We start from the raw sequence: 19,626 nt of genomic DNA on the forward strand, positions 1-19,626 counted from the left end.
GCCCGAGCTAGGGGTTGCATCCTATCGGCCTGCCCCCGGCCGGCCACTTGGCCTACGGAACCGATGCCCCTGATTACCGCCGCCTCCCTGTGGACGTGACGCGGCGAAGCTTTGTTAGGGGAATACTCCTAGACGCTCGACGCTCCCGCGGCGCCACCGCAGATTGCTGACGCCTCGCGCAAGCCGCCTCACTTCCTCCATGTCCGCACCCGCTCCCAACATTGACCTCACGATCGAGGCCGGCCGAGCCGAGCAACACTACTGGCGCGACCTCTGGCGCTACCGCGAGCTCCTCGGCTTCCTCGCCTGGCGCGACATCAAGGTCCGCTACAAACAGGCCGCGCTCGGTGCCGCTTGGGCGATCATCCAACCGGTCGTCCAGACCGCGCTGCTCACCTTCGTTTTCTCCAAGCTCGCCAAGATGCCCGACGGCGGCGTGCCCTACTTCCTGCTCGTGTTGTGCGGCAACCTGCCGTGGCAGCTTTTCACCAACGCCTTCAACGGTGCCGGCAACAGCCTCGTCGGCAACTCGCACCTGATCTCGAAGGTCTATTTCCCGCGCCTCACCGTGCCGCTCTCCTCGCTCGCGGTCGCGCTGATCGATTTCGCGATTCTGCTCGTCATCGCGATCCCCACCATCGCCGCCTTCGGCATCTGGCCGAGCTGGCAGATTCTCCTGCTCCCGTTCTTCCTGCTGCTCGCGCTCATCATCGCGCTCGGCGCGGGACTCTGGTTGACCGCGCTGACGGTGAAATACCGCGACTTCCGCTTCGTCACGGGATTCATCCTCCAAGTCGGTATGTTCGTCACGCCCGTCGGCTATCGCACCGACACGCTGCCGAACTGGCGCGACCTGCTCGCCCTCAACCCGCTCACCGGCGTCATCGACGGCGTCCGCTGGTGCCTGCTCGGCGGCCGCGTCGAAGTGCACCTGCCCGGCCTTGCCGTTTCGATTCTGGTCGCCCTCGTCCTGCTCGTGACGGGTCTCTGGTATTTCCGCAAAACCGAACGCCAATTCGCCGACGTCGTCTGACATGAGCCTCCCCGCGATCGAAGTCACCGGCCTGAGCAAACGCTACGTCATCGAGCACGAGTCGCGGCACGACAGCTTGCGCGACACGCTGCACCACAAGGCCCGCCAGCTCTGGCGCCGCTACCGTTGGGGCACCTCGTTCGAGAAAGAGGAGTTCTGGGCGCTGCGCGACGTCTCGTTCTCCGTCCAGCCCGGCGAAGTCGTCGGCATCGTGGGCCGCAACGGCGCCGGCAAGTCCACGCTCCTGAAAATCCTCTCGCGCATCACCGAACCCACCTCCGGCAAGATCCGCCTGCGCGGCCGCGTCGCCTCGCTGCTCGAAGTGGGCACCGGCTTCCATCCCGACCTCACCGGCCGCGAAAACATCTACCTCAACGGCTCCATCCTCGGCATGCAACGCGCCGAGATCAGCCGCAAGTTCGACGAGATCGTCGCCTTCGCCGAGATCGAGCGCTTCCTCGACACGCCGGTGAAACGCTACTCCAGCGGCATGTATGTCCGCCTCGCGTTCGCCGTCGCCGCGCACCTCGAGCCCGAGATTCTCATCGTCGACGAGGTCCTCGCCGTCGGCGACATGGCGTTCCAGAAGAAATGCCTCGGCAAGATGCAGAGCGTCGCGCAAGGCGAAGGCCGCACCGTTCTCTTCGTCTCGCACAACATCCACGCCGTGCGCCAACTCTGCCGCACCGGCATTCTCCTCGGCGAAGGACAACTCAAAGCCTCCGGCCCCGTCGCCAAAGTCCTCGACGCCTACCTCGACACCGCGAGCAGCAGCGAAACCCAGGTTCCCGCGCCCGCACCGGAGCTGCGCGATCGCGCTTACGTGACCGGCCTCAGCTTCGAAGATCTCGACGGCCGGCCCAACACGATCTTCTCCGTCGGCCAAGGCTGGCGCGCCAAGGTCCGCATTCGCCTTGCACGCGCCTATCCGAAATTCGTCACCGGTTTCGGCCTCGTAAGCACCGACGGCCTCGGCGTGCAAACCGCGTGGATGCCGCCCGTCGACCTCGCCGCCGGCGACTACGAAATCACCTTCGAACAAACCGTCGCGCTGCAAGCGGGCGGCTACACCGGCATCATCGGCCTCAGCTCCGGCAACCAAGGCATCCAGCAAATCACCGCGGGTCGCATCGATCTTTCCGGCGAAGAACCGCACGGCTATTTCCCGCTCACTTCAGGCGTCGGCATCGTGCTCAACTCGATGAAAACTTCCCTGACGGCGCTCTAAGCTTCAGGCCCGTGGTCACCGCCGCCCCAGTTATTTCCGCTTCGGCGCCCCCCGCTTCGCGCGTTCCGCTGCGCATCGGCATGTTTCCCGAGCCCGAAAACGCGTCCGCGGGGAGCCGCGCCGGCGCCGGCCACAGCCTCTTTCGCCAGTTCAACTCCATGCTCCGCGCCCGCGGCTGCACCGTGAGCGGTTTGACGACCTCCGCGCTCCTGCAACCGGAGCAGGTCGAATTGGACCTCGTCCACATCAACTGGACGGAACTGCTCGCGCGTGAACTCTACTTCGGAACGCGCTGGCTCCGCCTCACTGCCCGCGCCGCCGGCGTCATCGGTGAACCCGCCGACGCCGTCCTCCGCGCTGCCGTGCGCCGGCGGCTGCGGCCCCTATTTCGCCGCCACAAGGTCGTCTACGAAGTTCACGATCTCACCTCGAACTGGTTGCAACCTGCCGGCGCGCATCGCCTCGATCGCGCGGTCAAGGCGGTGATCCTCTCCGAAGCCCACGGCTGGATCGTGCACGAAGACAGCTGTCTCGGCGAAATCGCCTGTCCTCCGCCCGCCGCCCTCGCGACCTGTCGGCTCGGCGGCTTCGACCTGTTCCACGGCACTGCGATCTCCCGCGAAGCCGCGCGCGCCTCGCTCGGCCTGCCCACCAGTGGCCGCGTCTTCGTCTACGCCGGCTATTCCTCGCCGCGCCGCAACCCCCGCGAACTCGTCGCCGCGTTCGCACGTCTGCCCGCCGGCCACCACCTCCTGATCGCCAGCTCCAACGCGCGCGATTTCCTTCCCGCGGAATTGCCCGCCAACGTCCGCCTTTTCACCGGCTTCCTCGAAGACGAATTTCTCCGCACCCTCTTCAGCGCCGCCGACTGGACCGTGATGCCGGGACGCCACTACCTGACCTCGGCCGTCGTCCGCACCGCGATCAGTTACCATTCCCCGGTCATCTGCGCTCCCTTCGGTTCGCAGATCGACATGGCCCGCGACGCCGCGCTCTGGCTCGACGACGACAGTGCCTCGCTGTCATCCCGGCTATCGACCGCCGCAACGATGCCCGACGCCGAACTCGCTCGCTTCCGCGAGGCGGCCGGGCGGCGTCAGGCCGAGCGCACGTGGGAAAAATTCGTTGCCGCTTACCTCTCGCTCGTCACCCGCCTCGTGCCGAACACGTCCGTGCGGCTCGATGCGTCGGCGCCTGACACGGCATCTTCGTCGGCGGCCACGCCTCCACCGGACCTGAGTTACTACCTCTCGCGACCCAGCGCCGCGGCCACGGAATTCCAGCGTTTGCTGCCTCCCTCGGCTCCAAAGGTCATTTGCGACATCGGCGCGTGCGAGGGCGAGGACTCGATCCGTTTCAGCCGACTCTTCCCCGCCGCGCGCGTGTTCGCTTTCGAAGCGCTTCCGTCCAATCAAGCTCTCGTGCGTGAGAATTTCGCACGCTACGCCGCCGACCGCGCCGAACTCGTGCCGCTAGCGCTCTCTGACCGGCTCGGCACCGCGACCTTTCACGTTTCGTCCGGCCGCCCGCCGGAACTCTTCGCCGGCGAAGACTGGAACTACGGCAACAAATCCAGCTCGCTGCTGCCTCCCGCCGCCGGCCCCGTGCCGATGCATGGCTGGATTGAATTCAAGGAGCGCATCGAGGTTCCGACCGATACGCTCGACCGTTTCTGCGCCGCGCGCGGGCTCGCCGCCATCGACCTCGTCCACATGGACGTGCAAGGCGCCGAATTGCTCGTGCTGCGTGGCGCCGAGCGCATGCTCCCTTTCATCACCGCGATCTGGCTCGAAGTCTCCGCGTCCGAGCTCTACCGCGGCCAGGCACTCGACCGCGACATCACCGCCTTCATGCGCGCGCATGGCTTCGCCCTTGCGCACGTCGAACTGCTCGGGAACGCCACCGGCGAAGGCGACCACTTTTACGTCAACGTCCGCCACGCGCGCGTCTGGCCTTACCTCGCGGCGAAACGCTTCGCCGCTCTCTTTTCCCGGGCTCGCTTCTCCCTCGGCGCCCTGAAAAACCGCCTTCTCGGCCACCCCAACCCATGATCATCACCTGGCTCAACGGCGGTCTCGGCAACCAGATGTTCCAATACGCCGCCGGCCTCGCGCTCGCGCACCAGCGCCGCACCGTGCTCAAGCTCGATGTCTCGTGGTTCCGCCACTACGACGAGTTCGAGGCGCACAACATCTACGGCCTGCACTGCTTCAACATCCTCGAGCAGTTCGCCACCGCCGACGAAATCACGCGCCTCTGCGGCCGCCCGCTCACCTTCGCCGAACGCTGTGCGCTACCCGTCGCCCGCCGCCTCCGCCTCAACGATTACGTCGCGCGCCACACCGCCATCGGCCAGCTCCATGACGCGAAGTCGTTTCACTTCTATCCGGAGTTCTTCGATCTGCCGGACAACACGATGATCTCCGGCTGGTGGCAGTCGGAGAAATTCTTCGCGCCGGTCGCCGATCACATCCGGCTGCACTTCAGCTTCCGCTTCCCGCCGCTGCCCGCCGTCGCCGAGATGGCCGCGCGCATCCGCAGCGGCCCATCCGCCGCCGTGCATTTCCGCCGCGGCGACTACACGCGCAACCAGACCTTCAACCAGAAGATCGGCGTCATCGGCCCCGCCTACTACGACCGCGCCATCCAGCTGCTCCGCGAGCGCAGCCCCGACGCCACGCTCTACATTTTCTCCGACGACATCGACGCCATCGAACGCGAATACCGCGTGCCCGGCCCGCACGTCTTCGTCCGCGCCGTCCACCACTGGCACCCGTGGGACAAGATCCGCCTCATGTCTCTCTGCGACCACATCGCCATCGCGAACAGCACCTTCTCCTGGTGGGCCGCGTGGCTGAACCCTTCGCCCACTAAACTCGTCATCGCCCCCGATCCGTGGTTCGCCAACAGCATCCACAATTCGAGCGACGTCGTCCCCGACAGCTGGACCCGACTCCCCATCAACCCATGAGCCTCGTCGACTCGTTGAAAAACACCTTCCGCCCCGCGTGGCACGCGCTGAAGCGCACCGTCTCGCCGCCGCGCCGCTGGCCAAGCGAAACCTCCAAGTGCCGCGCGCGCCTCGCGCCCTACTGCACCGGCGACGGCGCCGACCTCGGCTTCGGCGGCGATCCTATCACGCCCGCCGCCATCCGCATGGACATGCCGAACCAATACGGCACCGTCGGCCAGTTTCCCGCGCAACTCCGCGGCGACGCCGCGCGCCTCGTGTGGTTCGCCGACGGCGCGCTCGATTTCATCTTCTCGTCGCACTTGCTCGAGGATTTCCAGGACACCGAATCCGTCCTCCGCGAGTGGCTGCGCGTCCTCAAGCCCGGCGGCCGCCTCATCATTTTCTGCCCCGACGAGCAGCGCTTCCGCGCCCACTGCAACCGCACCGGCCAGCCCTACAACCCGCACCACGTCCACGCGCACTTCTCCCTCGACTACGTGAAGGGCCTGCTCGCGCGCATCGGCGGCACTCGCCTCGTCCACGAAAACCCCGACGTCGATATCTACTCCTGGGACCTCGTCGTCGAAAAACTCCCCGCCTCCCGATGAACCTCTCCGCGCGCCTCCGCTACCTCCGCCATCACCTGCTCATGGTGTGGCCCCGCTACAAACTCTCCACGGGCGACTACCGCACCGGCCTCGGCCCTTCCGCTTGGCTGCTCCACGGCCTCGTGCGCTCGCTCGCGCCCGACGTCGTCGTCGAGACCGGTTCCGCCCGCGGCTGGTCCGCCTGCCACATCGGCCTCGCGCTCCGCGAAAACGTTCGCGGCAAACTCTACGCCATCGACCCGCACTCCTCGACCGAGTGGAACGACAGCGGCGGCCCCGACGCCTCGCTGAACGTCTTTCGCCGCCACGTCTCCGCCATGGGCCTCGATCCCTACGTCGAAGTCGTCCGCGCCGACTCGCGCACCGCCGCGAAGAACTGGAACCGCCCGATCGACCTGCTCTTCATCGACGGCGACCACTCCTACGAAGGCGTGAAAGCCGACTGGGATCTGTTCTCGCCGTTCCTCACGCCGTCCGCCGTCACGATCTTCCACGACACCACGTGGGAACTCCACAAGCACGACGACCCGCGCTACCGCGACGACATGGGCGTGCCGCGCTTCGTCGACGAACTCCGCCGCGCCGGCTACCCGTGCATCACGCTCGACCGCGACTGCGGCCTGACGATGGTCCAACGCCCCGCCGGCGGAATCCCGTTGCTAAAGTAACGCCGGCTTCCAACCGCCCTCGTCTCTTTGTTCCGCCTCACCAAATCCGTTTGTCATCGCGAGGCCCGCAGCGCGGGCCGTGGCGATCCATCTGACGTCGCGCGCTGAATGGACGTTCGCTCCCATCTCGCCGGACTCCGCCGCTGGCTTTCGCTTGTCCGCCGCCACGGTCGCCCGCACCGCCTGTTCCACTTCTACGGCGGCATCGGCGACCAACTCCTCTGCTCCGCCGTCGCCCGCGAACTCCAGCGCCGCCGCCCGCAACGCATCTGGTTCTTCAGCCAGTCGCCTGAACTCTTCGCACAAAACGCCGACGTGACCGCGACCGTGCCCTTCGACCTCGGCCTCATTCCGTGGGCGCGCCTCAGCGGCTCGCGCCCGCAGCGGCTGTTCTATCAGGACTTTCTCCACGCGGAAAACCGCGACGCCCCGCTGCACGAACCCAGCATCGCCTCCCTCTGCCGCCGCGCCGGCATCACCGGCAACGTCACGCTGCGCCCCTACCTGCCCGCCGTCACGCCCGCACCGCTGCCGAACCGCGCGCGCCCGCGCATCGCGATCCACTCGAGCTGCCTCACCGCGCGCTACCCGATGGCCAACAAGCAATGGCCCGTCGGGCGCATGCAAACCGTCGCGCGCGAACTCGCCGCGTTCGCCGACCTCGTCCAACTCGGCAGCCCGCAGGACCCCGATCTCCCCGGCGCACTCGACCGCCGTGGCACCCCGCTGCTCGACGCCGCGCGCGAACTCGCCGGCTGCGACCTCTTCGTCGGCCTCGTCGGTTTTCTCATGCACCTCGCGCGCGCCGTCGAGTGCCCCGCCGTCATCGTCTACGGCGGACGCGAACCGCCCGAGATCACCGGCTACTCCTGCAACGTGAATCTCGCCGATCGTCCCGCGTGCGCGCCGTGCTGGCACTACTCGCAATGCGACTATGACCGCCGCTGCCTCACCGCGATCACGCCTGAGCAGGTTCTCGCCGCCGTCCGCACCCAACTCGCCGCCGCGCACCCGCGCCCGCTCCGCGCCGACGACTTTCAAATCGCCGCCTGATGCACCTGCACGTCCTTAGCTTCAGGTGGAGCGCGTTGACCCCAACGCGCTCGATGCTTCGCACGCGCGTGCTCACGCCCGCCCGATGAAAATCGCCTTCGTCTCCACCATTCTCGGCTACCCATGGGGCGGCGCCGACACGCTGTGGACGAACGCCGCCGAAGCCGCCCAACGCCGCGGCGACGAACTGCTGATCTCCGTCTCGCCCGTCGTCGCCGCCAGCCCGCGCGTCGCCGCGCTCATCGACGCCGGCGCGCGTCTGCACGAACGCGTCCCCGCGTCCGTGCCGGACTCCCTCAGCGCCCGCATCGCAGGCAAAATCCGCCGCAAGCTCGGACGCGCTGGCGACGGTCTCGTCGACGAACTCACCGCATTCCGCCCCGACCTCGTCATCATCAGCCTCGGCGGCACCTACGACCTGATTCTCCATTCCGACTGGGTCGATTGGTTCGCCGCGAGCCGCACGCGCGTTCGCCTCATTGCGAACTGGCAGGAAGAAAACCCATCGCTCTCCGAACGCGAGTGGCACGCGGCCAAACGCGCGCTCACGCTCGCCAAGCAGGTCTGCTTCGTCTCCTCGCGCAACCTCACGGTCACGCGCCGCCACCTGCTCGAACCGCTCCCGCACGCGCGCGTCATCCAAAACCCGCTGCGCTGGCAACCCGCCGACGTCTCACCGTGGCCCACGTCGCCGACGCTCCAGCTCGCCACCGTCTCGCGCCTCGACGAAGGCAAAGGCATCCAGCTCGTCCTCCACGCCCTCGCCGCGCTGCCGCCCGCCACGACGCCCGCGTGGCAGCTCAACATTTTCGGCCAGGGTCCCGCCGAAGCCTATCTCCGCGCCACGGCGACGCATCTCGGCCTCACCGACCGCGTTCACTTCCGCGGCTACGTGAAACAGCTGCGCGACATCTGGGCGGAAAACCACCTGCTCGTCTCCGCCTCGGTCGACGACGGCGTGCCGATGACGATCCCCGAAGCGATGCTCTGCGAGCGGCCCGTCCTCTCCACCGAAGTCGGCGGCGCGAACGACTGGCTGCGCGACGGCGAAACCGGATTCCTCTGCCCCGCGCCCACCGTGCCGCTGCTGACCGCCACGCTCGCCCGCGCCTTCGCCACGCACGCCGCTTGGCCCGCCCTCGGCCGCGCCGCCGCCACTGCCGCCCACGCGCGCTACCTGCCACAAGATTACCTCACCCTCCTCGCATGAGCGCGCTGCATTTCGCCACCGTCGTTCCTTCGGCAAGGTGGAGCGGCTTGACCCCAAGACGCTCCGAACGCGTTGAGGTCAACGCGCTCCACCTCCCAGCGCAGTCGCAATCCGCGCGATAATTTTCCGCCATGGCTTCACGCTCCGTCATCCTCGGCATCGGCGGCCTTCTCGGCCACGACGCCAACGCCGCACTCCTCATCGACGGCCGCCTCATCGCCTCGTCGCAGGAGGAGCGCCACACGCGCCTCAAGCACGACGGCTCCTTCCCGCGCCGCGCCATCGCCGAGGCGCTCGCGATGGGCGGCGTCACACCGGCCGACGTCACCGACGTCGTCCTCGCCGAGAAGCCGCTGCAAAGCCTCCTCTTCAATCTCTCCACGCGCCCCGGCAACGCCTTCACCCGCGCGCTCGGCCGCCTCCTGCCCGAACGCACCGCCGGCTACTACACCGATCCGGCGCGCGCACTGTTCCCGACCGCGCAATTCCACTTCGCCTGGCACCACCTCACGCACGTCGCGGGCGGCTTTCACACGTCGCCGTTCGAGCGCGCCGCATTTCTCTGCGTCGACGGCAAGGGCGAGGACTACAGCGCCAGCATGGGCGTGATCGACGGCGGCCGCCTCGAACTCCGCGCCGAGCAAACCTACGAGAACGGCTTGGGCATGTTCTACACGCTCGTGACGATGTATCTCGGGTTCCACTCGTTCGGCTCCGAATACAAGGTCATGGGCCTCGCGCCCTACGGCACGCCGCGCTTCGTCGACAAACTCTCGCGCCTCTTCACCACCGACGAACGCGGCGGCTTCCGTCTGAAATTCCCGGTGCAGTTCAACGAGTTCTCGCTGCTCGCCGCGCTCCCCCACGTCGCCGCCGCCGTCGGCCTGCCCGCACGCGACAAGAAGGACCTGCTCACCGACGACTACATCGACATCGCCACCTCGCTGCAGCAGATCTTCGAGGACGAAGTCTTCAAGATGGCGCGCTACATCCGCGCCGAGACCGGCGAGGAGAACCTCGTGTTCTGCGGCGGCTGCGCGCAAAACTGCGTCACCGCCGGCAAGCTTCGCGCCGAAAAAATCTTCAAGGGCGTCTTCAACTCGCCCGTCGGCGGCGACATGGGTTCCGGCCTCGGTGCCGCGCTGCTCCTCGAACGCGAACGCCGCGGCTCGCTCTTCAAGGTCGCGCACAACGGCTTCTATCTCGGCGGCGAACCGGGTCCGATTCCCGCCGAGGCGAATCCCTGGCGCGTCACCGTCACCGGCGACTTCGACGACTTCGTCGCCGCCCAGCTCGCGCAGGGCAAAATCGTCGCGTGGGTCCGCGGTCGCATGGAACTCGGCGCGCGCGCCCTCGGCGCCCGCTCGATCCTCGCCGACGCGCGCCAGCCCGGCATGCAGTCACGTCTGAATCTCGCCGTGAAGTTTCGCGAGTCCTTCCGTCCGTTCGCGCCGCTCGTGCTCGCCGAGGATTGCGCCGCGTGGTTCGACACCGATGAGCCGAGCGACTTCATGCAATACACCGCGAACCTCGTCCCCGCGCGCCGCACGCCACAGCCGGAGCAGTTCGCCTCGCTCCGCGAGCGTCTCGATTTCCCGCGCAGCGAGATCGCGAGCGTCGTGCACGTCGACTACTCCGCACGCCTCCAGACGATCGCCCGCGAAAACCATCCGGACATGCACCGCCTGCTCACCGCCTTCAAGCGGCAGACCGGCGTCCCGATCCTGATCAACACCTCCTTCAACGTCTCCGGCCAGCCGATCGTCCGCACCGCCGCCGAGGCGTGGGAATGCTTCCTCAACACCGACATCGATCTGCTCGTGCTCAACGATCAGCTCTTCCGCAATCCCTTCCAGAAAACCCGCGAGGAGAAACTCACATGGCTCAAGCAATTCGCCAAATTGGCCTGAAAATCCTCGTCGCGTTCCTGCGCCTCGTCGGTCGCGACGCCCCCGCCGGCTGGCAGCGCAGCACGCGCCCGACCCACCTGCGCGGCACATGAGCGGCTCGCCGTCACTCGCGAATTTCTCCGGCAGCGCCGCTCTCCGCGCGCGCCTCGCCGCGCTGCCGTCGGACGCCCGCGTGATCGATTTCGGCGGCTGGTTCTGCCCACTCGCGCGTGCGACGCACGTCGCCGACGCGATGCCTTACCAGACGCGCCTCGGTCGCCTGAACCTCGCGCCGTTGCCGGGCGAGCGCTTCACGGCCGACACGTGGACGCTCGCCGATTTCACTGCGCCGGATTTCCGTCTGCCGGTGCCGGATAAGTTCTTCGACTTCGCCTTCTGCGGCCAAACGGTCGAGGACCTCCCAACGCCCGAGCCGCTCCTCCGCGAAATGCGCCGCGTCGCGCGTGCCGGAGTGATCGAGTCGCCCACGCGCCTCAAGGAGCAATCCATCGGCGTCCGCGACCGCATCACGTCGCAATGCGGCCACCCGCACCACCACTGGATTCTCGACGTCGTCGGCAACCGCCTCGAGCTCTCGCCGAAATCCGCCACCGCGACTTTGCCGCGCTCGCGCTACGCGTTGCCCCTTCTCGCATGCGAACGCCTCGTCGAGGCCGGCGCCGCGCACGACATCCACTTCGCATGGACCGACACCTTCGAGTGGCGCCTCCTCAACGCCGACGAAGCCCGCTCCCGCGCCGAACAATTCTATCGCGACGCCGTGCCCACGCTCCGCGAACGCGCGACTGACCCCGTCATCCGCCACCTGCGCGGCCTGAAATGGCGCCTGCGCGGCCAGCGCGCCGACGATCCCTCCGCCTGGTTGCAGGAGATGCTCACGCTTTCCGCGCCTTACCGGTCCGGCTTCCCACCGCCTCGCTGATGTCGGTTTTCCTCTCGGTCGTCCTTCCCACGCACAACCCGCACCGCGGCCGCCTCGTGCGCACCCTCGCCGGGCTGCGCGCGCAAACGATGCCCGTCGCGAGTTGGGAAATGATCCTCGTCGACAACGCCTCCGCCCCGGCGCTCGACGCCGCCGAACTTGCCGCCCTCGGTCCCGCGAATCTCCGCATCGTCCGAGAAACCGCCCTCGGCCTCACCCCGGCGCGCCGGCGCGGCTTCTCCGAAGCACGCAGTGAATTCCTCGTGCTCGTCGACGACGACAACGTGCTCGCGCCCGACTACCTCGACCAAGTCGCCGCCCTTTTCGCTGCGCACCCGAAACTCGGCGCCGCCGGCGGCAAGAACCTCGGCGAGTTTGAAACGCCGCGCCCCGCATGGTGGCAGCCCGAGTTCGACGGCCTGCTCGCCTGCCGCGACGCCGGAGACGCGACCGAAATCTGCACCGCGCTCTTCGACCCGAGCACCGGCCGCAACGAATACCCGCTCTGCGCGCCCGTCGGCGCCGGCATGGCGCTGCGCCGCGCCGCGCTCGCCACGTGGCTCGCCGACGATTCCACCGCGCGTCTCCCAGACCGCCGCGGCAACGAGCTCTCCTCCAGCGGCGACAACGACATCGTCCTCTCCATCCTCCGCGCCGGCTGGTCGGTCGGCTACTTCCCCTCGCTCATCCTCACGCACCTCATTCCGAGCGGCCGCGTGCAACCCGACTACGTCGCGCGGCTCAATCGCGGCATCGCGCGCTCGTGGGTGCAGGTCCTCCACAAATACGACGCAAATCCCTGGCCGCCCGTCGCGCCGTGGACCGTGCCGCTCCGCCAACTGAAAGCGTGGTTCGTCTATCGCGCCTGGTCCGGCCACCTCGCCCGCATCCGCTGGCAAGGCGCCTGCGGCCACTTCGAAGGCCTCGCGCAACTCACCTCTCGCACCTAGCATCGTGAGCGCCCTCGGTTTCAGCATCGTCATTCCGGCCTACGGTCGCATCGAACCGCTCAAATACACGCTGCAGAGCGCGGCGGCTGCCCTCCGTCGTCTGCCTTCCGACGGCGAGATCATCGTGGTCGACGACGGCACGCCGGACTCTCCGCTCGCCGATTCTCTCCGTGGTTTCGCGCTCAACGCCGCGGTGACGTTCATCCGCCAGCCCAACCAAGGCTCGATCGCCGCCCGCCTTCACGGGCTGCGACACGCCCGCGGCCGCTACCTGCTGTTTCTCGACTCGGACGATCTCATCACGCCGGAAAAACTGGCGGCACACTGGGATGTTTTGGAAAAGAACGCGGCCGACTTCGCCTACGATGACATGGCTCGCCCCGAGTTGGGACCTGGCTACTCGTCGAGGTTCTCGGCGGCGCACGCGCTCGCGGACGATTTCAGCGACTTCGCCGATCTCGTTCTGCGCATCATGCCGCCGCCCCACGGACCGACCTACCGTCGCACTTGGCTCGTCGAGACGCTGCAAAATCCGCTCGTGCCTGCGGATCGCTGCTACGACCCCGTGGGCGACGTCTGGCTCTACTACAATCTCCTGCTGCAAACGCCGCGCGTGCAGAAACTCCCTCTCCCGTTGACCGCGACTGGGCCGCACGGCGAAGCGCGTTACAGCCAGCATTGGGAGCGTCTCGGCGTAGCCGCTTTGCTCCTCGCGGAAAAATTCATGCAACGCTGCCCGCAGACAACCGCCACTGTCGAGGCGCGGCGCGTCGTCGGCGAACGGGCGTTCGAATCCTGGCGGCGCCTGCCGCGCGACTTCGACACGCGCTACGCGAATCGCTTGCTCGCGATCTGGGCCTCCGCGCCGCGCAGCCGTCTGCACAAGGTCGGCGGCCGCAACTTCAGTCGTTTCGCCCAACTCGTCGGCCCCGAAATCGCCGGCCGGATTTTCCGCCTCCGTTCCCACTCTTACGCTAGCTGCCGCACGATCAGCGATCATGAGCTGAACGAGCTCCTCACGGTATCAGCCGCGCCCGAGCCCCCGCTGGCCAGCGCCGCCCCGTGCACCATCCCCTCTCTCTGATCGAATGTCGCTCGCCGGCCAACTCGCCTACCAACTCGTCCACCGTCCGCTCGGCTACGTGCGCAGCGTCGCCGACGCGGGCGGACCGCTCGAAGTCTGGCGCACCGCGCGCGGCCGCGCCGCGATGGAAGCCGCCGCCTACACGCTCCCTCTGCCCGCGCCTGCCACCGGCGCGCCGGTCGAGCTGCATTTCCTCACCGGACGCCGCTACTGGTATCAAACGGCGTTCTGTCTCTGGACCTTCGCGCGCCACGCGCGTCGCCCGCTCGCGCCCGTCATTCTCGACGACGGCACGCTCACTGAAAAATTCCGCGCGCCGCTCCGCCGCCTGTTTCCGAACACCCGTTTCCTCACTGACGCCGACATCACCGCGCGCCTCGACGCCGCGCTGCCCGCCGCGCGCTTTCCGACGCTTCGCGCCCGCCGCACGAGCTTTCCGCTGCTGCGCAAGATCACCGATCTCCACGCCGGACTCTCCGGTTGGAAGCTCTTCCTCGACTCCGATCTGCTTTTCTTCGCCGAACCGCGCTTCCTCCTCGATTGGCACGACGCGCCGTCGATCCCGCTGCGCGGCGAGGACATCGAGAACGCCTACGGCTACCCGCTCGCGCTGCTCGACGAACTCGCCGGCCAGCGCGTCAGCGAGCGCGTCAACACCGGCACGCTTGGCCTGCGCAGCGACGAGATCGATTGGGAGCGCATGGAATTCTGGTGCCGCGAGCTCCAGGCCCGTGCGGGCACGCACTACTACCAGGAGCAGGCGCTCGTCGCCCTCCACCTCGCCGGCCGCGCCTGCGCCGTGCCACCGCCCGCCGACCACGTGCTGCTCCCCCGCTCGCCCGAGTCCGTCGAGTGCCGCGCCGTGATGCACCACTACGTCGCCGATTCGAAGCCCGCCTACTTCCGCCACTGTTGGCGCGTCGCCTTGCAACGCCCGTGAACGCTCCCGTGTCCGACTCGCCGTCCTCGTCCGCCACCCTTCGCGGCGCCGCGTGGATCGCGTGCGTCGCACTCGTGCTCATCGCGAGCCGCGGCCTCTGGCCTATCGTGCCCGTCGAAGGTGACGATCAAGGAGTGATCTTCGGCGTCGAAGGCATGGTCTCCTCTTCGCCCGAGTTGCTGGCGCGCCGCTACCTGTTCCCCATCCAACCGGGTTCCTACGACGTGCTCGCCGCCGCCGTCCGGCTCACCGGTGTCTCCGCACAGACCGTGTTTGCATCCGCGACCGTCTTCGGCGCCGCGCTCTTTGCCGTTTCGGGCGCTGGGCTGCTTTCCGCCGCGCTCTCGATTCCTTTCGTGTTCGCGTTGCTCGCAATGCTGGCGTGTCAGGAAACCGTCGCAGCCGCCTGCTACCTCAACACCAGCGCGCTCGCCGGCGGCGTGGCGCTGCTCTCGCTCGTGCCGTTCGCCCGGCGCGCGCGACGGTCGCTGCTGCTCCTCGGCGGCGTCGGGCTCGGCGTTGCCGGCTGGCTGCGCGGCGACGCGCTGCTCGTCGCACCGGCCACGCTGCCGCTGCTGGCCCTGCACGACGGCTGGGGTGCAAGAGCGCTCCGCGACACCGCGCTGGCCGCATTCGTCGCCATCATCGCATTCCTCGCGCTCCGCCAACTCAGCGGCGCGCCGCTCTCCGCCGCCATCGCCACGTTCGCGGGCCGCGCCCCCGAATCCAGCACGCTGCGCATGACGCGCGACGCCCTGCTCACGCTACTGTCCCCCGCGCTGCTGCTCGCCTCACTCGCAGGCGTCGTCTGGCTGGCCGCGCGCAAAAAGGGGACGCTTCTCTTGCTCCTCGCCGCCGGCCTGATCCCCACCGCGCTCGCCTACCGCGACGCGCTCGTGAGCACCAAATACCTCTACTACACTATTCCCTTCGCGCTCCTCCCGGGGCTGCTGTTGCTCCGCACGCTCCTCGCCCAACGCCGCCGCACCACGCTCGCACTCCTCGCGCTCGCCGCGACCGCCGATGCGGTGGCCGGCCTCCGTGTGCTGCCCAGCGAGGCGCGCTTCTTCTCCGCGCCGCCCGCTGCTTTCTCCACCTCGTTCGTCCTCGGCTCCCGCACTATCAAAGTCGTGCTCGGCGGCGGCGACGTAATTCCCAACGAGGACGGCTTCCGCCTCCGCACCGGCCACCTCTTCGCCGCCGAAACGTGGCGCCGCGAGAAACTCCACCAGCAAGCTCGCCTCGCAGAAATTCGCGCCTTCGTCGAAACCCACTCGAGCGAGACCCTCTACTTCGCCGGCTGGCTCCCTGAGCAACTCGCGCTGCGCGAACTTTTCGCTGCCGGCTTTCTACCGCGCGACAGCGTCACGTTCACGCAATGGCACCGCGGCACGCGGTCCATCGAACTTCGTTTTCTTGGCCACGTCGGCTCGCCCTACCAGCCCGCGGGACCAGCTCCTTCTCCCACTCTCGGCCGCGACCCGCTGCTCATCGGTCTCTACGGCAACCAAGTGTCTCCCACCGAACTCGCCGACGGCCGCCACTGGCGCGTCGCCACCGCACCCGCTCAAGGGTTCGTGACCCTCTATCGGCGCTCGTCCGAATCCCGCTGATGGCCCGCATCGTCATCCTCGGACCCAACCAACTCGGCAGCAACCCGCGCCTCGTGCGCAACGCCGATTGCCTCGCCGCGGCCGGACACGACGTCACCGTCATCTACCCGGATCACCTCGCGCGCTTCCGCGGCCACGACGATGCGCTCATCGCCGCCGCGCGCTGGAAGGCCGTCGCGCTCGATTTCTGCCGCACGCCGCGCGGCCGACTCCACGCTCGGTTCGCCCGCCTCCGCCGCCGCCTCGCGGAAAAACTCCCGCTCTCGTCCGACTTCGCTCGCAATCGCGCCTACGGCTACTTCGGCCCCGAGCTCGCCCGCGCCGCCCGCGCCGTCCCCGCCGACCTCTACCTCGCCCAGCAGCAAATGGTCGTGCTCCCCGCCGTCGCCGCCGCGCAAGCCCACCGCGCGCGCTTCGCCGTCGACGTCGAGGACCTCGTCTCCGATTGCACCGACGAACCCACCGCACTCGTCCGCGCGATCGAAGACCGGCACTTCCCGCGCGCCGCGTTCCTCACGACGATGTCCGACGCCGCCGCAGATCGCCTCGCCGAGCTGCATCGCCTCCCACGTCCGCCCGTCGTCCTGCACAACTGCATGACGCTCGCCGAGCGTGCCGCGCTGCCGCCGCCCGCCGCGCGCCCTGCGCACGCTCCGCTGGCGCTTTACTGGTTCGGCCAAACCGTCGGCCCGCACGCGTGCGCCGAAGTCATCCTCCGCGCGATCGCTAGCCTGCCCTTCCCCGCGCGCCTCACGCTCCGCGGCGCGAACCCGCGCCCCGATTACCTCGCGCAACTCCGCGCCCTCGCCGCCGAGCTGCGCATCCCCGACGCCCTCGCGCTCGCCCCCGGCGCTCCGCCGCGCGACATGGTGCCGCTCGCCGGCGAACACGACATCTGCTTCGGCACGCAGCCCGGCACGCAGCTCTTCCACCAACTCGCCGTCGGCAACAAGGTCTTCACCGGCTTGATGGCCGGCTGCGCCCTCGCGCTCACCGACACCGCCGCGCACCGCCGATTGCTCGCCGCGCACGACGGCTGGGCGTTCACGTTCTCCAACGCCGACCCGCTCACGCTGGCCGACCAGCTGACCCAACTCGCCGGCACGCCAGCGCGCCTCGCCGCCCTGCGCGACCGCGCGTGGTCGCTCGCGACCAGCGTCTACAACTGGGAAACCGAAAGCACCCGCCTCGTCGCCGCCGTGCGCGAAACCCTCACCGCCTGACATGCTCCACGTCGCCCTCGTCCTCGGCACCCGCCCCGAAGCCATCAAGCTCGCGCCGCTCATCCTCGCGCTCCGCGCCGAGCCGCGCCGCTTCCGCACCACCGTTGTCCTCTCCGGCCAACACGCCGACCTCGTCGCACCGATTCTCGCATTCTTCGACATCCGCGCCGACATCGACATCAACCTCATGCAGCCCAACCAGTCGCTCGCGTCGCTCACCAGCCGCGCCGTGACCGAGCTGCACCGCGTCCTCGGCGAACTGGAGCCCGATTGGGTCGTCGTCCAAGGCGACACCACCACCGCGATGGCCTGCGCCCTCGCCGCCTTCTATCTCAAAATCAAGGTCGCCCACCTCGAAGCCGGTCTGCGCACCAACCGCATCGACTCGCCCTTCCCCGAGGAAATCAATCGCCGCTTCATTAGCCAGATCGCCGCGCTCCACTGGGCGCCGACCGCCGCCTCCGCCCGCGCGCTCCGCCGCGAAGCGATGCCGCTGCCCCACGCCCGCATCGTCGTCACCGGCAACACCGTCATCGACGCCCTCCTCCTCGGCGTCGCCCGCCTCCGCACTGCGCCCGTGCCTGACGCCGACCGCGATCGCATCGCCGCCTTCCTCGCCGCCGACCAGCGCCACCGCTTCGTGCTCGTCACCGGCCACCGCCGCGAAAACTTCGGCGAACCGCTCCGCCAAATCTGCCGCACGCTCGCCCGCCTCGCCGCCGCCGACCAGCGCGCACTCTTCCTCTACCCGGTCCACCCGAACCCGAACGTCCGCACCACCGTCGATGAAATGCTCGGCCGCGTCCCCAACATCGTCCTCACCGCGCCGAAGAACTACCCCGAGTTTCTCCAACTCCTCGATCTCAGCCACGTCATCGTCACCGACAGCGGCGGCGTGCAGGAGGAAGCGCCCGCCCTCGGCAAGGTCGTGCTCGTCACGCGCGACACCACCGAGCGCCCCGAGGGTTTGAAAACCGGCCTCGTGAAACTCGTCGGCCACCAACCCACGCGCCTCCTCGCCGCCGTCCGCTCCGCGCTCGTCGCCAGCCGCCGCGCCCGCCGCGCGCCCAAACCCGCGTTCCCCTACGGCGACGGCGCCGCCGCCGCGCGCTGCGTGAAGTCGCTCCTCGCGAAGTCTCCGTGACGTTGTCCTCCAGCTTCCGACTCTCGCCGCGTGCGGTAGGGCGCGACCGCCGGGCGCGCCGAGCCCGCGGCATCAGTCGTTCAACCCGTTCGGCGATAGCACCGCCTTCGATCCCGTTCCGCTCCGTCTAACCCGCGTGCCGACCGTCTCGATCATCGTCCCCTGCTACAACGCCGCGCCGTGGCTCGCGGCCGCGCTCGAATCGTGCCTCGCGCAAACCGGCGCGACGCTCGACATCATCGTCGTCGACGACGGCTCGCGCGACGACAGCCTCGCCGTCGCTCGCCGCTTCGAGGCTCGCGGCGTCACCGTCATCGCCCAGCCCAACCGCGGCGCCTCCGCCGCGCGCAACCGCGGCCTCGAAGCCGCGCGCGGCGAGTTCATTCAGTTCCTCGACGCCGACGACCTCCTCGCTCCCGGCAAAATCGCCGCGCAACTCGCCCGCGCCGCCCGCGAACCCGCCGGCACCGTCTTCACCGGACGCTGGGGCCGCTTCACCACCGATCCCGCGCAACTGCACTTCCACGACGCGAACCCGCTCTTCGCCGATCTCTCGCCCGAGGAATACCTCATCCGCTTCGCCTCGCACGATTGCATGATGCATCCCGCCGCGTGGCTCGTGCCGCGCGCCATCGCCGATTCCGCCGGCCCGTGGGACGAGCGCCTCTCACTCAACGACGACGGCGAATACTTCGCGCGCGTCGTCACCGCCGCCTCGCGCATCGCCTACAGCGCCGATGCCGTCTCGCTCTATCGCTCGGCGATGCCCACCAGCCTGAGCGCCCAACGCAGCCGACGCCACCTTGAGTCCGGCCATCTCGCCGTCCAGCTCATCGTCGACGAGATGACGCTCCTCGCCGACACGCCGGCCATGCGCGCCGCCGCCGCAAACCTCGCGCAACGCTTCGCCTACGACTACTACCCGGCCGCGCCCGATCTCGTGCGCGACGCCGAGCGCCTCGCCCGCAGCCTCGGCGGCGCAACGTTCCAACCGCTCGGCGGCGGCTCGTTCCACCTCTTCCGTCGCTTCCTCGGTTGGAAGCTGGCGCGCCGCCTGCAGGTAGCCACCGGCCGCTTCCGCACCTGA

At 68.6% G+C, this 19,626-nt stretch carries 17 protein-coding genes; all 17 read left to right on the forward strand.

Translation table 11 applies throughout. The features are described 5' to 3' along the window. Positions 1–199 precede the first annotated feature (199 nt). The 17 genes from HZA32_01100 (at position 200) to HZA32_01180 (ending at position 19,626) form a co-directional block, all read left to right on the forward strand. Entirely contained in the window at positions 200–1,033 is an 834-nt protein-coding gene (locus HZA32_01100; protein ID MBI5422650.1) for an ABC transporter permease, read from the forward strand. Between the two features lies 1 nt (position 1,034). Beyond that, the gene (locus tag HZA32_01105) at positions 1,035–2,261 is read left to right on the forward strand and encodes an ATP-binding cassette domain-containing protein (protein MBI5422651.1); all 1,227 of its coding nucleotides are present in this window, start codon (positions 1,035–1,037) and stop codon (positions 2,259–2,261) included. A gap of 158 nt (positions 2,262–2,419) precedes the next feature. Continuing rightward, positions 2,420–4,312: an FkbM family methyltransferase gene (locus tag HZA32_01110; protein ID MBI5422652.1), complete on the forward strand. Its 1,893-nt coding sequence runs from the start codon at positions 2,420–2,422 to the stop codon at positions 4,310–4,312. Continuing rightward, complete coding sequence (locus tag HZA32_01115) at positions 4,309–5,232, forward strand: alpha-1,2-fucosyltransferase (GenBank protein MBI5422653.1); 924 nt, start codon at positions 4,309–4,311, stop codon at positions 5,230–5,232. Before HZA32_01110 ends, HZA32_01115 begins: the two co-directional genes overlap by 4 nt. Beyond that, positions 5,229–5,822, forward strand: a complete 594-nt coding sequence (locus tag HZA32_01120) for a class I SAM-dependent methyltransferase (protein ID MBI5422654.1) — start codon at positions 5,229–5,231, stop codon at positions 5,820–5,822. Before HZA32_01115 ends, HZA32_01120 begins: the two co-directional genes overlap by 4 nt. After that, positions 5,819–6,490 carry a class I SAM-dependent methyltransferase gene (locus HZA32_01125; protein ID MBI5422655.1) on the forward strand — a complete coding sequence of 224 codons (672 nt, stop codon included), beginning with the start codon at positions 5,819–5,821 and terminating at the stop codon, positions 6,488–6,490. Before HZA32_01120 ends, HZA32_01125 begins: the two co-directional genes overlap by 4 nt. A gap of 108 nt (positions 6,491–6,598) precedes the next feature. Further along, on the forward strand, positions 6,599–7,543 hold the full coding sequence (locus HZA32_01130; protein ID MBI5422656.1) for a glycosyltransferase family 9 protein: 945 nt from the start codon (positions 6,599–6,601) through the stop codon (positions 7,541–7,543). An 85-nt stretch (positions 7,544–7,628) separates the two neighbouring features. Then, positions 7,629–8,753: a glycosyltransferase gene (locus HZA32_01135; protein ID MBI5422657.1), complete on the forward strand. Its 1,125-nt coding sequence runs from the start codon at positions 7,629–7,631 to the stop codon at positions 8,751–8,753. Between the two features lie 131 nt (positions 8,754–8,884). Beyond that, positions 8,885–10,663, forward strand: a complete 1,779-nt coding sequence (locus HZA32_01140; GenBank protein ID MBI5422658.1) for a hypothetical protein — start codon at positions 8,885–8,887, stop codon at positions 10,661–10,663. An 88-nt stretch (positions 10,664–10,751) separates the two neighbouring features. Further along, the gene (locus HZA32_01145; protein MBI5422659.1) at positions 10,752–11,585 is read left to right on the forward strand and encodes a methyltransferase domain-containing protein; all 834 of its coding nucleotides are present in this window, start codon (positions 10,752–10,754) and stop codon (positions 11,583–11,585) included. Beyond that, a complete protein-coding gene (locus HZA32_01150; protein MBI5422660.1) occupies positions 11,585–12,535 on the forward strand; it encodes a glycosyltransferase in 951 nt (316 codons plus the stop codon). The genes HZA32_01145 and HZA32_01150 overlap by 1 nt, the downstream gene beginning before the upstream one ends. Before the next feature lie 4 nt (positions 12,536–12,539). Then, a complete protein-coding gene (locus HZA32_01155; GenBank protein ID MBI5422661.1) occupies positions 12,540–13,619 on the forward strand; it encodes a glycosyltransferase family 2 protein in 1,080 nt (359 codons plus the stop codon). 4 nt (positions 13,620–13,623) lie between these two features. Beyond that, entirely contained in the window at positions 13,624–14,559 is a 936-nt protein-coding gene (locus HZA32_01160; protein MBI5422662.1) for a glycosyl transferase, read from the forward strand. Then, positions 14,556–16,172 carry a hypothetical protein gene (locus HZA32_01165; GenBank protein MBI5422663.1) on the forward strand — a complete coding sequence of 539 codons (1,617 nt, stop codon included), beginning with the start codon at positions 14,556–14,558 and terminating at the stop codon, positions 16,170–16,172. The genes HZA32_01160 and HZA32_01165 overlap by 4 nt, the downstream gene beginning before the upstream one ends. After that, complete coding sequence (locus HZA32_01170; GenBank protein ID MBI5422664.1) at positions 16,172–17,395, forward strand: hypothetical protein; 1,224 nt, start codon at positions 16,172–16,174, stop codon at positions 17,393–17,395. Before HZA32_01165 ends, HZA32_01170 begins: the two co-directional genes overlap by 1 nt. 1 nt (position 17,396) lies before the next feature. Then, positions 17,397–18,539, forward strand: a complete 1,143-nt coding sequence (gene wecB, locus HZA32_01175) for a UDP-N-acetylglucosamine 2-epimerase (non-hydrolyzing) (protein MBI5422665.1) — start codon at positions 17,397–17,399, stop codon at positions 18,537–18,539. 136 nt (positions 18,540–18,675) lie between these two features. Continuing rightward, positions 18,676–19,626 (forward strand): glycosyltransferase family 2 protein, encoded by a 951-nt coding sequence (locus HZA32_01180; GenBank protein ID MBI5422666.1) that lies wholly within the window; start codon positions 18,676–18,678, stop codon positions 19,624–19,626.

This window comes from Opitutia bacterium (assembly GCA_016217545.1).
In the GTDB taxonomy this organism is placed as follows: Bacteria; Verrucomicrobiota; Verrucomicrobiia; order Opitutales; family Opitutaceae; genus Didemnitutus.